The sequence below is a fragment of the Rudaea cellulosilytica DSM 22992 genome (assembly GCF_000378125.1).
GTDB lineage: Bacteria > Pseudomonadota > Gammaproteobacteria > Xanthomonadales > Rhodanobacteraceae > Rudaea > Rudaea cellulosilytica.
Genome location: NZ_KB899245.1, coordinates 22,057 through 41,907, shown reverse-complemented (window position 1 = coordinate 41,907; position 19,851 = coordinate 22,057). Strand labels below are relative to the sequence as shown.

The 19,851-nt window shown below is 63.2% G+C and carries 16 protein-coding genes; 12 read left to right on the top strand and 4 right to left on the bottom strand.

Annotated elements, in window-relative coordinates; translation table 11 throughout:
• Position 1: 1 nt before the first annotated feature.
• The gene (locus tag F455_RS0118330; RefSeq protein ID WP_018974779.1) at positions 2-1,288 is read right to left on the bottom strand and encodes a cytochrome b; all 1,287 of its coding nucleotides are present in this window, start codon (positions 1,286-1,288) and stop codon (positions 2-4) included.
• On the bottom strand, positions 1,288-1,884 hold the full coding sequence (gene petA / locus F455_RS0118325) for a ubiquinol-cytochrome c reductase iron-sulfur subunit (protein WP_018974778.1): 597 nt from the start codon (positions 1,882-1,884) through the stop codon (positions 1,288-1,290). Before petA ends, F455_RS0118330 begins: the two co-directional genes overlap by 1 nt.
• Positions 1,885-2,153: 269 nt before the next feature.
• Here petA and F455_RS0118320 point away from each other — a divergent pair, with 269 nt between their 5' ends.
• The gene (locus F455_RS0118320) at positions 2,154-3,455 is read left to right on the top strand and encodes a S1C family serine protease (RefSeq protein ID WP_018974777.1); all 1,302 of its coding nucleotides are present in this window, start codon (positions 2,154-2,156) and stop codon (positions 3,453-3,455) included.
• A gap of 9 nt (positions 3,456-3,464) precedes the next feature.
• Here F455_RS0118320 and F455_RS0118315 read toward each other — a convergent pair whose 3' ends face one another.
• A complete protein-coding gene (locus tag F455_RS0118315; RefSeq protein ID WP_018974776.1) occupies positions 3,465-4,523 on the bottom strand; it encodes a lytic transglycosylase domain-containing protein in 1,059 nt (352 codons plus the stop codon).
• Between the two features lie 773 nt (positions 4,524-5,296).
• Between F455_RS0118315 and miaB the strand changes: the two genes are divergently transcribed.
• The 11 genes from miaB to dusB all read left to right on the top strand — a co-directional run bounded on the left by miaB (position 5,297) and on the right by dusB (position 18,907).
• Complete coding sequence (miaB, locus tag F455_RS21415; RefSeq protein ID WP_018974775.1) at positions 5,297-6,634, top strand: tRNA (N6-isopentenyl adenosine(37)-C2)-methylthiotransferase MiaB; 1,338 nt, start codon at positions 5,297-5,299, stop codon at positions 6,632-6,634.
• A gap of 7 nt (positions 6,635-6,641) precedes the next feature.
• Positions 6,642-7,631, top strand: a complete 990-nt coding sequence (locus F455_RS0118305) for a PhoH family protein (protein ID WP_018974774.1) — start codon at positions 6,642-6,644, stop codon at positions 7,629-7,631.
• Positions 7,628-8,092, top strand: a complete 465-nt coding sequence (ybeY, locus tag F455_RS0118300) for an rRNA maturation RNase YbeY (protein ID WP_018974773.1) — start codon at positions 7,628-7,630, stop codon at positions 8,090-8,092. The genes F455_RS0118305 and ybeY overlap by 4 nt, the downstream gene beginning before the upstream one ends.
• Positions 8,093-8,174: 82 nt before the next feature.
• Positions 8,175-9,023 (top strand): CorC family transporter, encoded by an 849-nt coding sequence (locus F455_RS0118295; protein ID WP_018974772.1) that lies wholly within the window; start codon positions 8,175-8,177, stop codon positions 9,021-9,023.
• Entirely contained in the window at positions 9,016-10,287 is a 1,272-nt protein-coding gene (locus F455_RS21410; RefSeq protein ID WP_018974771.1) for an Lnb N-terminal periplasmic domain-containing protein, read from the top strand. The genes F455_RS0118295 and F455_RS21410 overlap by 8 nt, the downstream gene beginning before the upstream one ends.
• A 78-nt stretch (positions 10,288-10,365) precedes the next feature.
• On the top strand, positions 10,366-11,403 hold the full coding sequence (corA, locus tag F455_RS0118285) for a magnesium/cobalt transporter CorA (protein WP_157579073.1): 1,038 nt from the start codon (positions 10,366-10,368) through the stop codon (positions 11,401-11,403).
• Positions 11,404-11,516: 113 nt separating this feature from the next.
• The gene (locus F455_RS22275) at positions 11,517-14,006 is read left to right on the top strand and encodes a reprolysin-like metallopeptidase (RefSeq protein ID WP_083919026.1); all 2,490 of its coding nucleotides are present in this window, start codon (positions 11,517-11,519) and stop codon (positions 14,004-14,006) included.
• Between the two features lie 92 nt (positions 14,007-14,098).
• On the top strand, positions 14,099-16,147 hold the full coding sequence (locus F455_RS0118275; protein WP_018974768.1) for a carbon starvation CstA family protein: 2,049 nt from the start codon (positions 14,099-14,101) through the stop codon (positions 16,145-16,147).
• A 16-nt stretch (positions 16,148-16,163) separates the two neighbouring features.
• Complete coding sequence (locus tag F455_RS0118270) at positions 16,164-16,376, top strand: YbdD/YjiX family protein (protein ID WP_018974767.1); 213 nt, start codon at positions 16,164-16,166, stop codon at positions 16,374-16,376.
• A 146-nt stretch (positions 16,377-16,522) separates the two neighbouring features.
• Positions 16,523-17,872 carry a nucleoside permease gene (locus F455_RS0118265; protein WP_018974766.1) on the top strand — a complete coding sequence of 450 codons (1,350 nt, stop codon included), beginning with the start codon at positions 16,523-16,525 and terminating at the stop codon, positions 17,870-17,872.
• 51 nt (positions 17,873-17,923) lie between these two features.
• Positions 17,924-18,907 carry a tRNA dihydrouridine synthase DusB gene (gene dusB / locus F455_RS0118260; RefSeq protein WP_018974765.1) on the top strand — a complete coding sequence of 328 codons (984 nt, stop codon included), beginning with the start codon at positions 17,924-17,926 and terminating at the stop codon, positions 18,905-18,907.
• Here the strand turns inward: dusB and F455_RS0118255 are convergent.
• Positions 18,858-19,802, bottom strand: a complete 945-nt coding sequence (locus F455_RS0118255) for a LysR substrate-binding domain-containing protein (RefSeq protein WP_018974764.1) — start codon at positions 19,800-19,802, stop codon at positions 18,858-18,860. The genes dusB and F455_RS0118255 overlap by 50 nt on opposite strands.
• Positions 19,803-19,851: the final 49 nt, after the last annotated feature.

Here is a 19,851-nt window from a genome sequence, read left to right as displayed (position 1 = left end):
GTCAGTGACCTCCTCCCGTCACTCGCTCCGGCACCGGCTTGGTTTTCTCGTAGCCGAAAGCCGTGTAGCCAAACAGGAAGATGAAATAGCCGAAATACATGAGCACAAGCAGCCAGCCAAAATGCATTTCGATGCTGGTCACATCGGCGCTGGCGCCAAAAATCTTCGGAATCCACTCCGCCGTAAGACCGGCACCAATCGAGCCGAGCAGCAGGAACGTCAGTGCGAATATACCCAGCGCCACTTTGTAGCCGAGCCCGCGATAGCGGATCGACTTGACCGCGCCGCGGTCGACCCACGGCAGCAGGAACAGCAGCACGATCGAGGCGAACATCGCCGAGATGCCCAAGCCCTTGTCGGGGATCACGCGCAGGATTCCGTAGAACGGCGTGAAGTACCACACCGGCTTGATTTCCGGCGGGGTGACGAGCGGGTTGGCCGGGATGAAGTTGTCGTTCTCGAGGAACCAGCCACCGACGGTCGGCTGGTAGAAGATGATGAACGCGCAGATCGTCAGGAAGAAGCCGACACCGACGATGTCATGCACCGTGTAGTACGGATGGAACGGGATGCCGTCGAGCGGCTTGCCCGTGGCCGGGTCCTTCTTCTTTTTGATCTCGACGCCGTCCGGATTGTTCGAACCGACTTCGTGCAGCGCGAAGATGTGCAGCACGACGAGCAGGAGCAGGACCAGCGGCAGCGCGATCACGTGCAGCGCGAAGAAGCGGTTGAGCGTCGCATCGGCCGGGTTGTAGTCGCCCATTATCCACTGCACCAGCGTATCGCCGATCAGCGGCACCGCGCCGAACAGCGAAATGATCACCTTCGCGCCCCAGAACGACATGTTGCCCCACGGCAGCACGTAGCCCATGAACGCCTCGGCCATCAGCGCGAGGAAGATGAACATGCCGAGCAGCCAGACCAGTTCGCGCGGCTTCTTGTACGAGCCGTACATCAAGCCGCGGAACATGTGCAGATAGACGACGATGAAGAACATCGACGCGCCGGTCGAATGCATATAGCGAATCAACCAACCCCAGTCGACGTCGCGCATGATGTATTCGACCGAGTCGAACGCCGTCGCTGCGCCCGGCTTGTAGAACATCGTCAGGAAGATGCCGGTCAGTATTTGGTTGACCAGCACGACCATGGCGAGCACGCCGAAGTAGTACCAGAAGTTGAAGTTCTTCGGCGCGTAATACTCGGTCATGTGCTTGCGGTACACCGGCATCATGCCCGGTGCGCGCTCGTTGACCCAGTTGCCGATGCTCGTGAATACGTTGGCCATTAGGCTTTGTCCTCCGGATTCACGCCGATCAGGATGTGATTGTCGTCGACGAACTTGTACGGCGGCACGACCATGTTCGCCGGCGCAGGCACGCCCTGGAACACGCGGCCGGAAATGTCGTAGCGCGACTTGTGGCAGGGACAGAAGAAGCCGCCCTTCCACTCCGGATCGAACGGTTCAGGCTTGATCTCGGGGATGTATTCCGGCGAGCAACCCAGGTGTGTGCAGATGCCGATCATGACCAGCCACTCGGGCTTGATCGAGCGCGTCTCGTTCTGCGCGTATTTCGGCTGCTGATCGACCTGCGACTTCGGATCGCGCAGGCGGCCGTCGAGGCCGGGCAGCGTGTCGAGCATCGCCTTGGTGCGGTTGACGATCCATACCGGCGAACCGCGCCAAAGCACGGAAATCTTCTGTCCGGGTTCGATCTTGCTGATGTCCTGCAGCACCGGCGCGCCCGCGTTCTTCGCGCGCTCGCTCGGCTGCCACGACTTGATGAAGGGAGTCGCCGCGAACGCAGCCCCGATGCCGCCGACGACCGCAGTCGTCCCGGTCAGGAATCTGCGGCGTCCCTGATTCACACCCTCATTTGCCATCCGGCACTCCGAGATATTGAATGTTTGCAAAACCGGGCTTCCTGCCACCCGATGCCATATCGGATCGGGTAAACAATGGTCGCGGCCAAGCCGCACCACGTTTGCCGCACCATGCACTTGCATGCCTGATGCATCGACGCAGCCATGCGCCGAGTCTGAAAATCCGCTGAGCAGCCTGCGCGGGCTCCCCCAAAAATCGTGCTAGTTTAACCAAAGCCCTACCTCGCAGACAACGAAAACAAACGTCTGCCGCCCGCTTCCGAGTCCGAATGAAAAATTTTGTCCGCCTGATCCAGTTCGTCGCGCAGTTCGTCACCCTGGGGCTTGCCCTCGCCTTCGTGATCTCGCTGCTCGCGCCGCAGTGGACCTCACGACTGCGCGGCTCGTCGGCGGAACCGGCACCCTCCGCCGTGGTCGAGCAAACCCAAACCGCGAAACCGTTGCCCGCAAAGCCGGCGCTGCGCACTCGTGAACCTGGCGTGACCTTTGGCCCGCACGCCAGCACGAACGCCACATCGACGGCAAGCGATGCGGGCACGATCACGACCTCGTATTCGGCCGCGGTCGAAGCCGCGAGTCCGGCAGTGGTCAGCATCTTCGTCAACAAGATCGAGCAGCAAACGCGGCAGGTGCTGGTGAGGACAGACAATCCGAATCTGCCCCCGGTGGTTCCCGCACAGATGGTAACCAACGTGCCGACCCAGAATCTGGGCTCAGGCGTGGTGGTCAACGCGGACGGTTATGTGCTCACGAACCACCACGTCGTCGAACGCGCCACCAACATCAGCGTCGGCATGCCCGACGGCCGCAGTATGGCGGCGAAGGTCATTGGCAGCGACAAGGAAACCGACCTTGCCGTGCTCAAGCTCGACGTTTGGAACGCAGCGACGATCCCGATCGCGGAAAAGCCGGTGGCGGTGGGCGACGTCGTGCTCGCGATCGGCAACCCGTTCGGTCTGGACAAGACCGTGACCATGGGCATCGTCAGCGCGCTGGGTCGCATCATCAGCCCCGAGAACGGCGAGGATTTCATCCAGACCGACGCGGCGGTCAACTCGGGCAATTCGGGCGGCGCGCTGGTCAACGCCTATGGCGAGCTGGTCGGCATTACCTCGCGCACCTACTCTCCTTCGGTGAACGGCGGCAACGTCGGCATCAGTTTCGCCATCCCGGTCGATCGGGCGAAGAAGGTGCTCGACCAGATCATCCGCTACGGGCGCGTTATCCGCGCCTGGATCGGCGTGACCTGCCGCGACATGCCGATCCAGCCGGGCGATCCGATGCCTGTGATCACCGGCGGGGCTCTGGTCACGGCGATCGATGCCGACAGCCCCGCGGCCAAGGCCGGGCTCAAGGTGGGCGATGCGATCACGCGCATCGACGGCCAGTGGGTGCCAAATGCGTCAGCGCTGCGCAATCGCGAATCGCATCTGGAACCGGGCAGCAAGGTCACCGTTTCCGTCCAGCGCGACGGCAAGCAATTGCAGTTCGACATGACCTTGGTCGAGCATCCCCAAACTCCCGCCCGCGCGGAACAGAATGCCAACGCTAACCCGCAACCGGGCGGCTGATCCGCTAGCTCAGCGCGCCTCGCCGTAGCGCTTGCGCAAAGTCGCGACGCGCTCGACATAGACCCGGGTTTCGTCGAACGGAGGCACCCCACTGTACTTCTGCACGTTCTGTGGGCCGGAGTTATACGCCGCCGCCGCCAGGCGCTCATCGCCGTTGAACAGTTTGAGCAGCGCAGATAGGTAGCGCGCACCGCCGCGGATGTTCTGCGCCGGATCGAACGGGCTGGCAACGCCCATGTCGCTCGCCGTCGCCGGCATCAGCTGCATCAACCCTTGTGCGCCCTTGACCGAGATCGCGTTCGGATTGAATGCCGATTCGGCATGAATCACCGCACGCAACAACGCCTGATCGACGCCGAACTCGGATGCCGCAGTGGCGACTTCGTCCTTGTAGGCATCGAGGTTGAGCGCGAGCGTGGCGAAGTTGATCGCGGACTTCACGTCGCAGGCATAGCAGGTCGCGATGTAGGTGAACATCATCGTATACGCGCCGCCGCCGGGCCTGACATTGGTGTACTCGACGATGCCATTCGCGCGCGCCACTTTGTACACCGCACCGCGGCGTACCTCGACGTTCTTCTCCGGCCTTTCGACTGCGTTCGGGGCGACCTTGACCGGTGCTTCGCCGTTGAGTCGCAGCTCGCTGACCACGTCCGCGAATGGCGAGGCCGGTATCGATTTGTATTCGCTGCGCGGGCGGACGGCTTCAGCCGCCTTGGCCGGTTCGGCCGTCGCGACCGAGGCCGGCTTCGATGCTTCGGGCTTGGATGCTTCCGGCGCATCGGGCTGCGTGGCAGCGGACTTGCCCGGTTCCGGCACGATGGCGGCGGCCGTCTTGGCCGGTTCCTCTTTAATCGCCGGCTTGCGCGCCTTCGCCGCGGCCGGCTCGACATAGTCGCTATTCGGCAGCTTGGTGCACGCGGAGTAGCCATTCGGCTTGTTGGTGATCGCGATCTCGCCGTGGGGCCCGGCGCAGCGGAACACCGCGCCGGCGTGCGCGACGAACGGCAGGGTCGCACCCAGCAGACCCGCCGCGCACAGCACACCGAAAGCGAAGCTCTTGACCATAGACACCCGTATATCACGCAGTCGGCTTGCGCCGGCACATTCTGTCACAACCCCGGGAGCACGGCGGCGCCACCGCCGCACCCGGGTCCACGCTGCCACGAACGCGATGCATCGCGGCGATCACGTACTTCGGCAACCACGTCCGCGCCCAATCGAATCACGCAACATCGATCGTGGTCGCGGAACGCACCGCTGTAACGAAAGATTCACTCAACCTTTACCGCAGGTTTACTCGGCCTTTACTTCGGGTTTACTCGCACGCGGATAGTCTGAACCGGCTGCGGGAATAAAAGTATACATTTTGCGAAATTCCTCGCTGTCGTTGCACTTGCCATGAACAAACGTCACTGCACGGCCGCCACTGGGTGCGCCATCAGCGACGCCTAGGTCGCCGGTTCCAACAGACAGAAAGGCATGTCGTAGGTTCCGTGACGAACTCCGTCAGGCGGCATGGCACGTATCCGAGATCAACCTCGACTCGGCGGACGCTGCCACACAATGAGGGGAATTCGGCGCAGGTAGGGAGATTCCAACAGCCAGGGACGGCTCGCGCCACTGGCCGCACGACAGGTCGGCGCCACCCCTTGAGCTTGGGATCGAAGTGCCACCTCGTTCGACTTGGAAGAAGATTCCGTCCGGACCGACCGCCGCATCTGCGGCGCCGACTCGCCGAGGAGTCGAAGGCGCCGATCACCGCTGCAGCCGGCCAAGTGGTGTCCAAGGGTACAGCGCGCTAAAATACGCGGTCCGCTCTCTTTCGCGTATCGCTCGCCATGCCCGGCAAACTTTTCATCAAGACCCACGGTTGCCAGATGAACGAGTACGACTCGGCCAAGATGGTCGACGTGCTCGCGGCCTCGCACGGGCTGGAATTGACCCAGAACGAGGCCGAGGCCGACGTCATCCTGGTCAATACCTGCTCGATCCGCGAGAAGGCGCAGGAGAAGGTGTTCTCCCAGTTGGGGCGCTGGCGCGAGCTCAAGGCAAACAACCCGAACCTCGTCATCGGCGTCGGCGGCTGCGTCGCGAGCCAGGAAGGCGAAGCCATCGTCAAGCGTGCGCCGTTCGTCGATCTCGTGTTCGGGCCACAGACGCTGCACCGTTTGCCGCAGATGATCGAGGCGCGCAAGGAAACGAAGAAAGCCCAGGTCGACATCTCTTTCCCCGAAATCGAGAAATTCGATCACCTGCCCGCGCCACGCAAGGAAGGCGTGACCGCGTTCGTGTCGATCATGGAAGGCTGTTCCAAGTATTGTTCCTATTGCGTCGTGCCGTACACGCGCGGCGAAGAAATCAGCCGTCCGTTCGACGACGTGATCGCCGAAGTCGCGCAGCTTGCCGAACAGGGCGTGCGCGAAGTGAATCTGCTCGGCCAGAACGTCAACGCGTATCGCGGCGCGATGCATGACGGCGGCACGGCTGATCTCGCCCTGCTGATCCACGCGATCGCCGAACTCGACGGCATCGGCCGCATCCGCTACACGACTTCGCATCCGCTCGAATTCTCCGACTCGCTGATCGAGGCTTACTCGAGCGTGCCGAAACTCGCGAACTATCTGCATTTGCCCGTACAGTCCGGCTCCGACCGCGTGCTGAGCGCGATGAAGCGCGGCTACACCGCGCTCGAGTTCAAACAGAAGATCCGCAAGTTGCGCCGCGTGCGCCCGGACATTTCCGTATCGAGCGATTTCATCGTCGGCTTCCCCGGCGAGACCGACGCCGAGTTCGAGCAGACGATGAAACTGATCACCGATGTCGGCTTCGACCAGAGCTTCTCCTTCATCTTCTCCAAGCGCCCTGGTACGCCGGCCGCGAACCTGGCCGACGACACGAGCGATGCGGTCAAGCACGCGCGCCTCGAACGCCTGCAGTCGACGATCAACGCGAACGCCAAGGCGATTTCGCTGGCAATGGTCGGCACGGTGCAGAACGTGCTCGTCGAAGGCCCGAGCAAAAAGAATCCGAAGGAAATGACCGGCCGCACCGAGAACATGCGCTACGTGAACTTCCCGGCGCCGGCTAATCTCGTCGGCCACTTCATCGAAGTGCAGATCACCGAGGCGATGAGCAATTCGCTGCGCGGGCGCATAGCCACGAAAGCGGCCGCGTAGCGCTCGAATGTCGGCCAATACCCACCACAACCTCACCCTCGAACCGGATGACGGCGAGCGCTTGGCCAATCTCGCCGGTCCGTTCGACCAGCATCTGCGCCAGGTCGAGATGCGCGTCGGCGTCGAGATCGCAAATCGCGGCAACGTGTTCCGCATCAGTGGCGAAGCGGCTAAGGTGAAGCTCGCCGAGCGCGTGCTGCGCGACCTGTACGATGCGACCGCGAGCGAAGCGCTCGACGGCGCGCAGGTATCGTTGCGCCTGTCCGAATCGGGCCTTGAATCCGACGACAAGGGCTTCGAGGCGCAGGAAGTCACGATCAAGGTCAAGCGCGGCACCGTGCGCGGGCGCGGCGCGAACCAGCAGAAATACCTGCACGCGATCGCGCGCCACGACATCAACTTCGGCATCGGGCCGGCCGGTACCGGCAAAACCTGGCTTGCCGTGGCGATGGCAGTCGATGCGCTCAACGATTCGCGCGTGCAGCGCCTCGTGCTCGTGCGACCGGCGGTCGAGGCGGGAGAGAAGCTCGGCTTTCTGCCGGGCGACCTGACCCAGAAGGTCGATCCCTACCTGCGCCCGCTCTACGACGCACTCTACGAAATGCTCGGCGTCGACCGCGTGAGCAAGTTGATCGAACGCAACGTGATCGAGATCGCGCCGCTCGCGTACATGCGCGGACGCACGCTCAACGACTCGTTCGTCATCCTCGACGAGGCGCAGAACACGACGGTCGAGCAGATGAAGATGTTCCTCACCCGCATCGGCTTCGGCTCGGTCGCAGTCGTCACCGGCGACCTGACCCAGATCGACCTGCCCAAGCAGGTGAAGAGCGGACTGCGCGACGCGGTCGAAGTGCTGGCCAAGATCGAGGGCGTCAGCATGACCTTCTTCGAAGCCAAGGACGTCGTGCGCCATCCGCTCGTGCAGCGCATCGTGCGCGCATACGAGGCACGCGAGGCCGATACCGAGCGCAAGGGCGAGGCGACGAAAAAGTGAGCGCCCGCCTCGATCTTTCCGTGTTCGTGCAAAACGACTTCGGTCGGCGCGGCGTTCCGGTTTCGCGTTCGTTCGAGACCTGGGTGCGCGCCGCGCTGACCGGCAGGCGCCGTGGTCGGGCCGAGGTGAACATCGCCCTGTTCGACCTCGAACCGGCTCGCGACTTCAACCTGCGCTATCGCGGCAAGGACTACGCGACCAACGTCCTGAGCTTTCCGTACGAACCCGCGCCGCGCGAGAAATCCAGGCTGCTTGGAGACCTCGTTCTCTGCCCGCCCGTGATTGCGCGCGAAGCCTCCGATCAGGGCAAGCGTGTGCGCGACCACTATGCCCACCTCACCGTTCATGGCGTGCTGCACCTTATCGGCTACGACCATGAGAAAGAACGAGACGCGCACAAAATGGAGGCGATCGAGCGCCGCATATTGGCCGAACTCGGCATCGCCGACCCATATAACTGATTGATTTTGAAATATTTATAATTCCGTCACCGATTCTCCGGTATACTGGATAGCCGCCCGGATGGGCTTTGCCTCGACGTAGATGAACGACGATCCTCCGAATTCGGCCCCGCCGCGATCCTGGCTGGACCGGATCAGCCAGATGGTCTCTGGCGAGCCGCGCAACATCGAAGAATTGCTCGAGGAGCTGCGCCACGCGCAGGCGAACGGCCTGCTTTCCGGTGACACCTTGTCGATGGTCGAAGGCGCCATCGAAGTAGCCGACCAACAGGTCGGCGACGTGATGGTGCCGCGCGCACAGATGGTCGTGCTGCCGGTCGAGGCACCGTTCGAGGAAATCCTGCGCCGCGTGATCGAGTCGGGACATTCGCGTTTCCCCGTGCACGGCGAGGACGCCGACGAGATCGTCGGCATCCTGCTGGCCAAGGATCTGCTCAAGTCTTTCGCCAACGGCGCCGCGCCGCGCGACATCCGTCCGCTGCTACGCCCGGTCGCGATGATTCCCGAGTCGAAGCGACTCGACATCCTGCTCAAGGAATTCCGCCTATCGCGCAACCACATGGCGATCGTGATGGACGAATACGGCGGCGTCGCGGGCCTGATCACGATCGAGGACGTGCTCGAGGAAATCGTCGGCGAGATCGACGACGAGCACGACGAGGAAGATCCCGCGCGCAAGAAGCTGATCCAGGCACAGCCCGACGGTCGCTTCCTGGTCAATGCACTGACTCCGATCGCCGACTTCAACGAGCGCCTCGGCAGCCGCTTCTCCGACGACGAGTTCGACACGATCGGCGGCATGGTCACGAGCGAGTTCGGTCATCTACCCGAGACCGGCGAAGAAGTCGATCTCGGTGGCTTCCATTTCCACGTCACCCGTGCCGACGACCGCCGTGTGCTGCAGTTTGCCGTGCGCCCGGCAGATGCTTGACCGGATCGTTCCGCTGTTCCGTGGATTGCAACACGCCCTCGGCGCACTCTTCTGCTGTCTGCTGATCACCTCGGCCTTCGCGCAGACCGCCGAAACCGCGCCTGTCGAGTCCGGCGCCAATCTCGCCGTCTCGCTGATCACCTTCGGCCCCGGCGAGGAAGTCTGGGAACGCTTCGGTCACAACGCGATCGAGATCCGCGACGGGGCAACCGGTGCGGCGCGCCTGTACAACTACGGCATGTTCGATTTCGCGCAGGAAAATTTCTTCGTCAACTTCGCGCGCGGCCGCATGATGTACCGCATTGCGGTCGGCGACCCCGCCGAGGAATATCCGGTCTACGTCGACGAAGGCCGCTGGATCGTGCGCCAGGAACTGAACCTGACGCCGGCGCAACGCAGCGAGCTCGCCGAATTCCTCGAATGGAATACGCGCCCAGAGAACGTACAGTACCGCTACGACTATTTCCGCGCGAACTGCTCCACGCGCGTGCGCGATGCGCTCGACAAGGCACTCGGCGGCGCGATCAAGGCCCAGCTCATCTCGCCCTCGCGCGGCTACACCTATCGCATGGATGCCGACCGACTCATGCGTCCCGATACGGCGCTCATGCTCGGCATCGACGCGGGACTCGGCCCCTACTCTGACCAGCGCCTGTCGTACTGGGACGAAAGCTTCGTACCGACCGAATTGATGCGCCACGTGCGCGAGGTCAAACTGACCGACGCCAACGGCAACATCATGCCCCTCGTCGCCAGCGAAACCGTACTCAACAAGGGCCGCCTACCCGATCCGCTGGAACTGCCGCCGCGCTGGACATGGGCGGCGCTCGCGATCGGCATTGTCACAGCGATGATCCTGCTCGGCCTCGTACGCGCACGCGCGAACACGGCAGCGCGCATCGCGTTCGCCGGCCTCGCCGGCACAATCGCGCTGGTCTGCGGCATTGGCGGTCTGGTGCTGCTCGGCTTGTGGACGTTGACCGAACACATCAGCGCCTGGCGCAACGAGAATCTGCTGTTGCTCAATCCGCTCTGTCTGTTGTTGCTGCCCGCCTGGCTGGGTGCGTTGCGACGGCGCTGGCACCCCACACGTTTCGCCAGGCGCGTCGCAGCGTTGATTGCCTTTTGCGCCGTTCTCGCCTGGTTCGTGAAAATCCTGCCTGGCTTCGTGCAGGACAACTGGCTGTGGATCGCTCTACTGTTGCCAGTGCACCTCGGGCTGGCGCTGAGCGCAACACTCGTCCCGACCCGCGAGCGATTGTAGAAAGCACCTGCACCGCGATTGCGGCTGTCGCCATCCTTCCGGCATCATGCGCTGGTTCACGGCCATGGCGATAGAATCATGGATATGCCGGTCCAGCCCAGCGCTCCAGCGAATACCCCCGCTCCGCAAAACGCGGCTGCGGCGCCGATGCTGGTCAACTGCATCGCCTACGGCAAGGACGGGCGCAAGCTTGGCGATGTCGCACTCGACGACATCAGCAATGTGCTGCAGTACGCCGACCAGTTCATCTGGGTCGGTCTGCACGAACCCGACGAAGCCCTGCTCGAAAAGCTGCAGGAGGAATTCGGCCTGCACGACCTCGCCATCGAAGACGCGCATTGCGCACACCAACGGCCGAAGATCGAGATCTACGACGACGTGCTGTTCGTCGTGCTGCACACCGCGCAGGTGGTGGACGGCAAGATCGAGTTCGGCGAAACGCACATCTTCCTCGGCAAAAATTTTCTGCTCACGGTGCGCCACGGCGCGTCGCTGTCGTACGCGGCGCCGCGCAAGGCCTGCGAGCAGACGCCCGAGCTCATGGCACTGGGGCCAAGCTACGCGATGTACGCGGTGCTCGACTTTATCGTCGACAACTTCATGCCGATCGTGTCGACATTCAAGGAAGAGCTGCACGAACTGGAAAAGGAAATCTTCGAAGACACGTTCAAGCGCGAGGTGATCGAACGCATCTATCTGCTCAAACGCGAACTCGTCACCCTGCGTCTGGCGGTGTCGCCGATGCAGGACATCCTCAACCAGCTCTCGCGCTTTCACGGCAAGCAGATCGACGACGAAGTGCGACCGTACCTGCGCGACGTCTACGACCACGCCACGCGCATCAGCGACGCGACCAACACGATGGGCGAGCTGCTCACCGCGGCGATGAACGTCAACCTGGCGATGGTCAGCGTCGCGCAGAACGAGGTGGTCAAGCGCCTCGCCGGCTGGGCCGGGCTGCTCGCCGCGCCCACGCTGATCGCGAGCTGGTACGGCATGAATTTCCACAATATGCCCGAACTGTCGACCGACTACGGCTATTACGTCCTTATCGGGGCGACGGTAGCGATTTGTGCGGGGCTTTACGTGGTGCTCAAGCGGGCCAAATGGCTGTGATGTTTTCCCGCCATCTTCAGGCGAAAAGACGGAGTGGGAATTTCTCAGATCGCCTTCTCGTTTTGGATCGAAAGCATCCTCTAATCTAGCGCTTCGGTTTTTCAGGAGGAGCCATGCACATTCGTCCCAAAATCGCTTGGACAATTTGGTCGTTGCTGGCAGCATCGAATGCGGTCGGGCAAGTCAGCCTGCTGGTTCCCGCTGAAACCGGCCAGACCGCGACGCGGTCATCGCAAATTTCCTCCGACCCGCATGCCGGCGCACGGCGGCTCGTTGCACTCAACCCAGCTGCCATCGACAAATTGAGGGCCGGCGACGAAACCGACTTGATCGCGCCGAACGGGGCAACCTATCGACTGATCTACGATCGCACGGAAGTGGCCTATGGCGGTGGTAGCGTGTGGGTGGGGCACTTGCGCGACCACGGTCAGGATTTCCCCGCCCTCATTTCGACATACGCCGGCCAGGTCAACGGCAACATCTCAACGCCGACGGGAAAGCTGCGCCTGGAAGGAGAGGAACGGCATGCCGTCCTTACCGACATTGAAGCGGCAGACGAGCAACTCTTGATTCCGTCGCTGGACGACACGATGCGAGCCAAAGTTGGCCGTTCGACAAACCGCAACGAACCGAATTCGATGCCAACTGCACCGTCGGTCGCGAACGCAGCCAGCTCCGGTTCTCCCGCCCAAATCGATCTATTGATTCTTTTCACCGGGCAGATGCAAACGCAACTCGGCGGCTACGCGGCGACGATCGCCCGGCTCAACCTGCTCGTTGCAACCGCCAACAACGTACACGCGAACAGCCAGATCTATGTGTCGCTGAATCTCGTCTATGCGCAGGCAATCAGCTATTCCTACTCGGACAAGGCCGTCAGCGACGACACCGCCCTGAACAGCATGCAAAGTGACTCTGCCGTTGCGGCTTTGCGCAATCAGTACGGAGCCGACGTGGTCGTGATGGTGCGGCCGTTCCAAGCCTCGGTCTGCGGCCTGGGTTTCCAGACGCTGAACTTCAGCTATTCCGACTACGCCTTTGCCGTCGTCGAAGACGGCAGCAACGGTGGCTACTACTGCGATGTCACCACGCTGACTCACGAGGTGGGCCACGTCATGGGTGCTGCGCACGATGTGGCGACATCGCTCCAATCGGCGGCGCAAAGCGGCCAAAACTGTAACGCCGATCCCAACTATCCTTGCACCGACGGAACACCGAGCTACAACCGCGGATACTGCAACGGCAACGCCGGCACAATCATGTCGTACCCCATCGCCGCCAACGGCTGCGCGCCACTTTCTCCATACTTTTCCAACCCGAATCTCAACACGTGCAACTCGGGCAGCTGTGGCGTACCGATCGGCACGTCATACACCGTCGGCAGCACGACCGTGACCGGCGCGGACAGCGCGACCGCAATCAACGCAAATGCACCCGCAATGGCGACGTGGAGAGGACGACCCACGAAATTCACGGCGCTGACTCCCTCGCGCATCCTCGATACGCGCCCCGGCATGCAGACCTCAGACGGCACGTTCGCAGGCAACGGAGCGATGGGAGCGAACACCCAGTTGGACCTGTCTGTGGCCGGCCGCGGCGGGGTGCCGTCGATCGGCGCGGGGGCTGTGGTCATGAACGTGACAGTCACTAATCCGAACGCGATCGGCTACGTCACCGCATGGCCCACAGGCAGTGCGCGACCAAATGCGTCCAACATCAATTTCGTTCCTGGCCAAACCATACCCAATCTGGTTGTTGCGAAGTTGGGCAACAACGGCAAGGTCTCGTTGTTCAACGCAGGCAACACGACGGACTTGATCGCCGACGTCGCGGGCTGGTTTCCGACGGGTTCCGCGTTCGTCCCACTGGTTCCCGCGCGCTTGCTCGACACGCGAACCACTGGGAGCCGCGCCCCCGTAACCGGAGGAACCGAGCTGGACGTCGCTGTCGCCGGACACGGCGGAGTTCCCGCCAGCGGCGCCGACACGGTGGTGTTTAACCTCACCGTGACGCAGCCGGTCAATTTCGGCCACGTTACCGTATGGCCTGCTGGCGGAGCGCAACCCAATGCGTCCAGCATCAATTTCGTGCAAGGCCAGACCATTGCCAATCTGGTGATCTCGAAGATCGGCGCGAACGGCAGCGTGGCCCTGAGCCCGAGCGCCACCACCCATATCGTTGCAGACGTGGCCGGCTGGTTTCCGGCTGGCTCGGAGCTGACTGCGATAACTCCCGCCCGCCTGCTTGATACCCGCCCTGGCATGTCCACCGTCGACGGTCAGTTCGCAGGAGGCGGCTCCATCGGTCCGGCCAGCCAGATTCCCCTAAAGGTTACCGGAAGAGCGGGAATCCCGAGCTCTGGCGTCGGCGCCGTCGTGTTGAATGTTATCGCCGTGCAACCCACCGCGTTGAGCTTCCTGACGATCTGGCCGACAGGCAGCACCCAACCCAATGCGTCGAACCTCAATTTCGTTGCCGGCGACATCGTCGCCAACCTTGTCGTGGCCAAGGTCGGCGCGAACGGCCAAGTATCCATATACAACCAGGCTGGGACGACAAACGTAGTCGCAGACGTGGTCGGCTGGTTTGCCCCAAGCCCATGATCTGAAAGATGGGGCTTTCGCTTGACGACGTTGCGGCCTCGCACGACACTCGCGTAAACGAAAACAATCGGCGGGAGAGGGCTATGAGCGGGATGGTCAGCAAGCTGGTTTGGGGGGCGGTTGCAGTCGCCGGCGCGTTGTGCCTCGGCGTCGTCGCGCTCAACCGCGGCGAATCGGTCAACGCGATCTGGCTCGTCGCCGCGGCACTCGCGGTATTCGCCATCGCTTACCGCTTCTACTCGAAGTTCATCGCCGACAAGGTACTCGGCCTCGATCCGACGCGCGCAACGCCAGCGCGCCTGCGCAACGACGGCCTCGACTACGTGCCGACCGACAAGTGGATCGTCTACGGCCACCACTTCGCTGCGATCGCCGGCGCCGGGCCGCTCGTCGGCCCGGTACTCGCCGCGCAGATGGGTTATCTGCCGGGCACGCTGTGGATCCTCGCCGGCGTCGTCATCGCCGGCGCGGTACAGGACTTCATGATCCTCGGCCTCTCGGTGCGCCGCGACGCGCGCTCGCTGGGCCACATGCTGCGCGCCGAGCTCGGCAACGCCGCCGGCGTGACCTGCATGATCGGCGTGCTCGTGCTGATGATGATCGTGCTCGCGGTGCTCGCCCTCGTCGTGGTCAAGGCGCTCGCGATCAGCCCGTGGGGCACGTTCACCGTGGCCTGCACGATCCCGATCGCGATCTTCATGGGCGTCTACCTGCGCTTCCTGCGCCCGGGCCGCGTGCTCGAAGTGTCGATCATCGGCCTCGTGCTGTTGCTCGTGTCGATCTGGCTCGGCGGCGTGGTCGCGGCCGATCCGACCTGGGCGAAGTACTTCACCTTCAATGCGGCGCAACTTGCGTGGCTCGTGATCGGCTACGGTTTCTTCGCCTCGGTGCTGCCGGTGTGGCTGCTGCTCGCGCCGCGCGACTATCTCTCGACCTTCCTCAAGATCGGCACGATCGTGCTGCTGGCGATCGCGATCTTCTTCTCTGCGCCCTACCTGCAGATGCCCGCAGTGACCAAGTTCATCGACGGCACCGGGCCGGTGTTCCAGGGCAACCTGTTCCCGTTCCTGTTCATTACGATCGCCTGCGGCGCCGTGTCGGGCTGGCATTCGATCATTTCTTCGGGCACCACGCCGAAGCTGCTGTCGAACGAATCCGAGGCACGCATGGTCGGCTACGGCGGCATGCTGACCGAGGCCGCGGTCGCGATCATGGCGATCATCGCCGCGAGCGCGTTGCATCCGGGCGTCTACTTCGCGATGAACTCGCCGAGCGCGCTGATCGGCAGCGACGTTACGAGCGCGGCGACCGCGATCAGCCAGTGGGGCTTTGTCGTCACGCCCGACCAGTTGACGCAGACCGCAAAGGACATCGGCGAATCGACCATCCTTTCGCGCGCCGGCGGCGCGCCCACGCTCGCGGTCGGCATGGCCCAGCTGCTGCACGGGATCATGCCTAGCGAAGGCATGACCGCGTTCTGGTACCACTACGCGATTCTGTTCGAGGCGCTGTTCATCCTGACGACCGTGGACGCAGGCACACGTGTCGGCCGCTTCATGATCCAGGAACTCGTCGGCCTCGCCGTGCCGGCATTGAAGAAAACCGAGTCGTGGAGCGCGAACATCGTCACCACGATTTTCTGCGTCGCGATCTGGGGCTATTTCCTTTACGCCGGCGCGACCGATCCGCTCGGCGGCATCAACACGCTGTGGCCGCTGTTCGGTATCGCCAACCAGATGCTCGCGGCGATTGCGCTGACGCTGTGCCTCGTCGTCGTGGTGAAGAAGAAGCTCGCGCGCTACGCCTGGGTGCCCGGCATTCCTGCCGCGTGGCTCGTCATCTGCACGCTGAGCGCGGGTTGGGTGAAGCTGTTCGATGCGAAGATCGGCTTCCCCGCCGCTGCGGCAAAGTATTCGCAGGGCATCGCGGACGGCAAGCTGATCGCGCCAGCGAAGACCGCTGCCGAAATGCAGCAGATCGTCACCAACAACACGATCGACGCGGTGCTCACCGGCTTGTTCATGACTCTCGTCGTCGCCACCGTTGCATTCGGGGTGCGCGCGATCCTCAAGGCGAACGCGGCTGCGCAACCGACTGTGAACGAGGAGCCGTACGTCGCGCTTGCCTCGCTGTCGCGCTGAGCACCGGATACGCAACATGTCGATCGTAATCGCAGCCAATGCAGTCCAGCAGTTCTGGCGCCGCGCCGTGCAAACGGCGCGGCTCGCGATCGGCGTGCCCGACTACGACACTTACGTATTGCACCTGCGCCGTCATCATCCCGAACGCGTGATTCCGAGCTACGAGGAATTCTTCCGCCAGCGCCAGGATGCACGCTACAAGAACGGCGGCACGCGCGGCTGCTGCTGAACCCGCGCTCGGGTGCCCCCGGCCCACTTGGCGACCCTTGCCCGTGTTCGATTGATCCGCCGTGCGGAGCATGCGTTCCACGGCGCCGCGGCTTGCGCTCCATCCCATTGCTGATACGCTGCGCGTAACCAACAGGGGAGCGAAGAATGAGTCTGAAGCTGCGCTTGATCGTGATGAATTTCCTCCAGTTCTTCGTCTGGGGGGCCTGGCTGATCTCGATCGGTGCGTACTGGTTCCAGAACAAGCATTGGTCGGGCACGCAGTTCGGCGCGATCTTCTCGACGATGGGCATCGCCTCGCTGTTCATGCCCACGATCGCCGGCATCCTCGCCGACCGCTGGATCAACGCCGAGCGCCTCTACGGCATTCTCCATCTGCTCGGCGCCGGGCTGTTGCTGGTGTTGCCGACGGTCGAGGATCCGGGCACGTTCTTCTGGGTGATCCTGCTGACGATGATGTGCTACATGCCGACGATCGCGCTCGCGATCGCGGTGTCGTACAACGCGCTCAAGCAAGGCGGCGAAGACATCGTGCAGGTGTACCCGCCGATCCGCGTCTGGGGCACGATCGGTTTCGTCGTCGCTCTGTGGGTGATCGCGCTGCTGCACCTCGGTACTTCGCCGGGCCAGTTCTACGTCGCCGCCGCCGCGGCGGTTGCCCTCGGCCTGTATGCATTCACGCTGCCGCCCTGCCCGCCCAAGCTCGGCCGCCCGTTCGACCAGGCGTTGGGCGATCCGCAGAAACTCGAAGTCGGTGCGCTCGACGCGTTCGGCCGCTCGAACCGGTTCGCCCTGCTCGTCGACACCTTCGGCCTGCGTGCGTTCACCCTGTTCAAGAACCCAAAGCTCGCGATCTTCTTCATCTTCGCCATGCTGCTTGGCGCCGCGCTGCAGCTTACCAACGCCTACGGCGACACGTTCCTGCACGACTTCGCCAAACTCGATGCGTACAACGGCAACTTCGCCGTGCGCTATCCCGAGTTCATCATGTCGATCTCGCAGATCTCGGAAACGCTGTGCATCCTGCTGATCCCGTTCTTCCTCAAGCGCTTCGGCATCAAGACCGTCATGCTGCTCTCCATGATCGCCTGGACGCTGCGCTTCGGCCTGTTTGCCTACGGCGATCCGGGATCGGGTCTGTGGATGATCGTACTGTCGTGCATCGTCTACGGCCTCGCCTTCGACTTCTTCAATATCTCGGGCTCCCTGTTCGTCGAAGGCCAGAGCGACGAGAAGATCCGCGCCAGCGCGCAAGGCCTGTTCATGCTGATGACCAACGGCATCGGTGCCGTGCTCGGCAGCACGATCTCGGGCTATGTCATCGATCGCTTCTTCACCGACCACGCCTGCAGCGAGGCCGTGGCGATCTGCAAGAACTGGCCCGGCATCTGGACGACGTTCGCGCTGTACGCGCTCGTCACCGGCGTAGCGTTCGCCCTGCTGTTCAAGCACAAGCACGAGCCGGACGCGATGGCGAAGGCGCAGATCGCGCACTGACATTTGCTTCGCTTCTCCCGGCGGAAGAGGGGAAGCGTATACAATGTCGCAATGTTCATCGGCCCGTACCGCATAGCCCCGCCCGTCGCGCTCGCGCCGATGGCGGGTGTCACCGACAAACCGTTCCGCCAGCTTTGCAAGAAGCTCGGCGCGGGTCTGGCCGTGTCCGAGATGACGACGAGCGATCCGCGCCTGTGGACCACGCGCAAGTCGCTCAAGCGCATGGATCACGCCGGCGAGCCCGATCCGGTCAGCGTGCAAATCGCCGGCTACGATCCGGCGATGCTCGCCGAAGCGGCACGCTACAACGTCGACCACGGCGCGCAGATCATCGACATCAACATGGGCTGCCCGGCGAAGAAGGTCTGCAACGTCCACGCGGGCTCGGCGCTGCTGCAGGACGAGGCACTGGTTGCGCGCATCTGCGAGGCGGCCGCGCGCGCGGTGAACGTGCCGGTGACGCTGAAGATCCGCACCGGCTGGAACCGCGACAACAAGAACGGCGTGCGTATCGCGCGCATTGCGCAAGACAGCGGCATCGCCGCGCTAGCCGTGCACGGGCGCACACGCGCCGACCTGTACAACGGCGAGGCCGAGTACGACACGATCGCGGCGATCAAGGCAGCCGTGTCGGTTCCGGTGTTCGCCAACGGCGACATCGATTCGCCGCAGAAGGCACGCGACGTGCTGAAGTATACAAATTGCGACGGCGTGCTGATCGGTCGCGCCGCGCAGGGCCGGCCGTGGATCTTCCGCGAGATCGCGCACTTCCTCGCCACCGGCGAAACGCTAGCAGCGCCCTCGCCCGCTGAAGTCTGCGCGATCCTTGTCGAGCATCTGGAAAACCTCTACGCGTTCTACGGTGAGCAACAAGGTGTGCGCATCGCGCGCAAGCATCTGGGCTGGTACGCGAAAGACCGCGAGGAAAACGCCGCTTTTCGCAACATCGTCAACCGAGCCGAAACCGCGGCCGAACAGCTGCGCCTCACGCGCGAGTATTTCGGCGAGTCCGCCTCGCTCGCACGCGCGGCCTGATTGCCGCATCACCGCCGAGAGCGGTGCTTTGCAGAAACGCGCCAACCAGCGCGCCATGGTATTTCGAGCGGCGCAGCACCCACGACAAACGCCGGTGTAGATCGAGGAACGGCGTGTGCAGCGCCGTCAGCCGTCGTGCCTTCACCGCATCGACGACCGCGACCGCGGGCAGGCAAGCAATGCCGAGACCGGCGATGACGGCCTGCTTGATCGCCTCGCTCTGGCCGAGCTCGAGCACGGTCTGGCCCGGCGGCAGCGAAGCGAGGATGCGTTCGGTCATCGCGCGCGTGCCCGACCCGTCTTCGCGCAGGATCCAGCGCGCGCTGGCGAAATCGTCTGCGCGCAGGCGCTTGCGCTGCGCCAGCGCATGATCGGGTCGCGTGCAGATCACCAGTTCATCTTCGCGCCAAGGGCGCACGTCGATGTCCATGTGCGCGACCGCACCTTCGACGCAACCGAGATCAAGCGTGTGATCTAGCACGCGCTCGACGATCGTGTCGGTGTTTTCGACCGCGAGCCTGATCGCCACCTTCGGGTGCTCCGCGGTGAACGCGCCAAGCAGGTCGCCGACGAGATAGTTGCCGATCGTGTTGCTCGCGCCGAGGCGCAGTTCGCCTTCGAGCGCGGCGCCGTGCCCGTGCACGCTGCGCCGCAGCTCGGCGGTGCGTTCGAGGATTTCCTGGGCGAGAGGCAGCGCATCGCGGCCGCGTTCGCCGAGATAAAGCCGCCCGCGCTTGCGGTCGAACAAATCCGCGCCCAACTGCGATTCCAGCTCGGCCAGGGCCATGCTCAGCGCGGGTTGGGACAGATGCAGCTGCTCGGCCGCCGCGCGCACGCTGCCTTCGCGCGCTACCGCGACGAAAACCTCGAGCTGGCGCAAGGAAATGCCTAGCATCAGCGAATCTTATCGCCTAGATAAATAGTTTTCAATTTTCTTATAGATG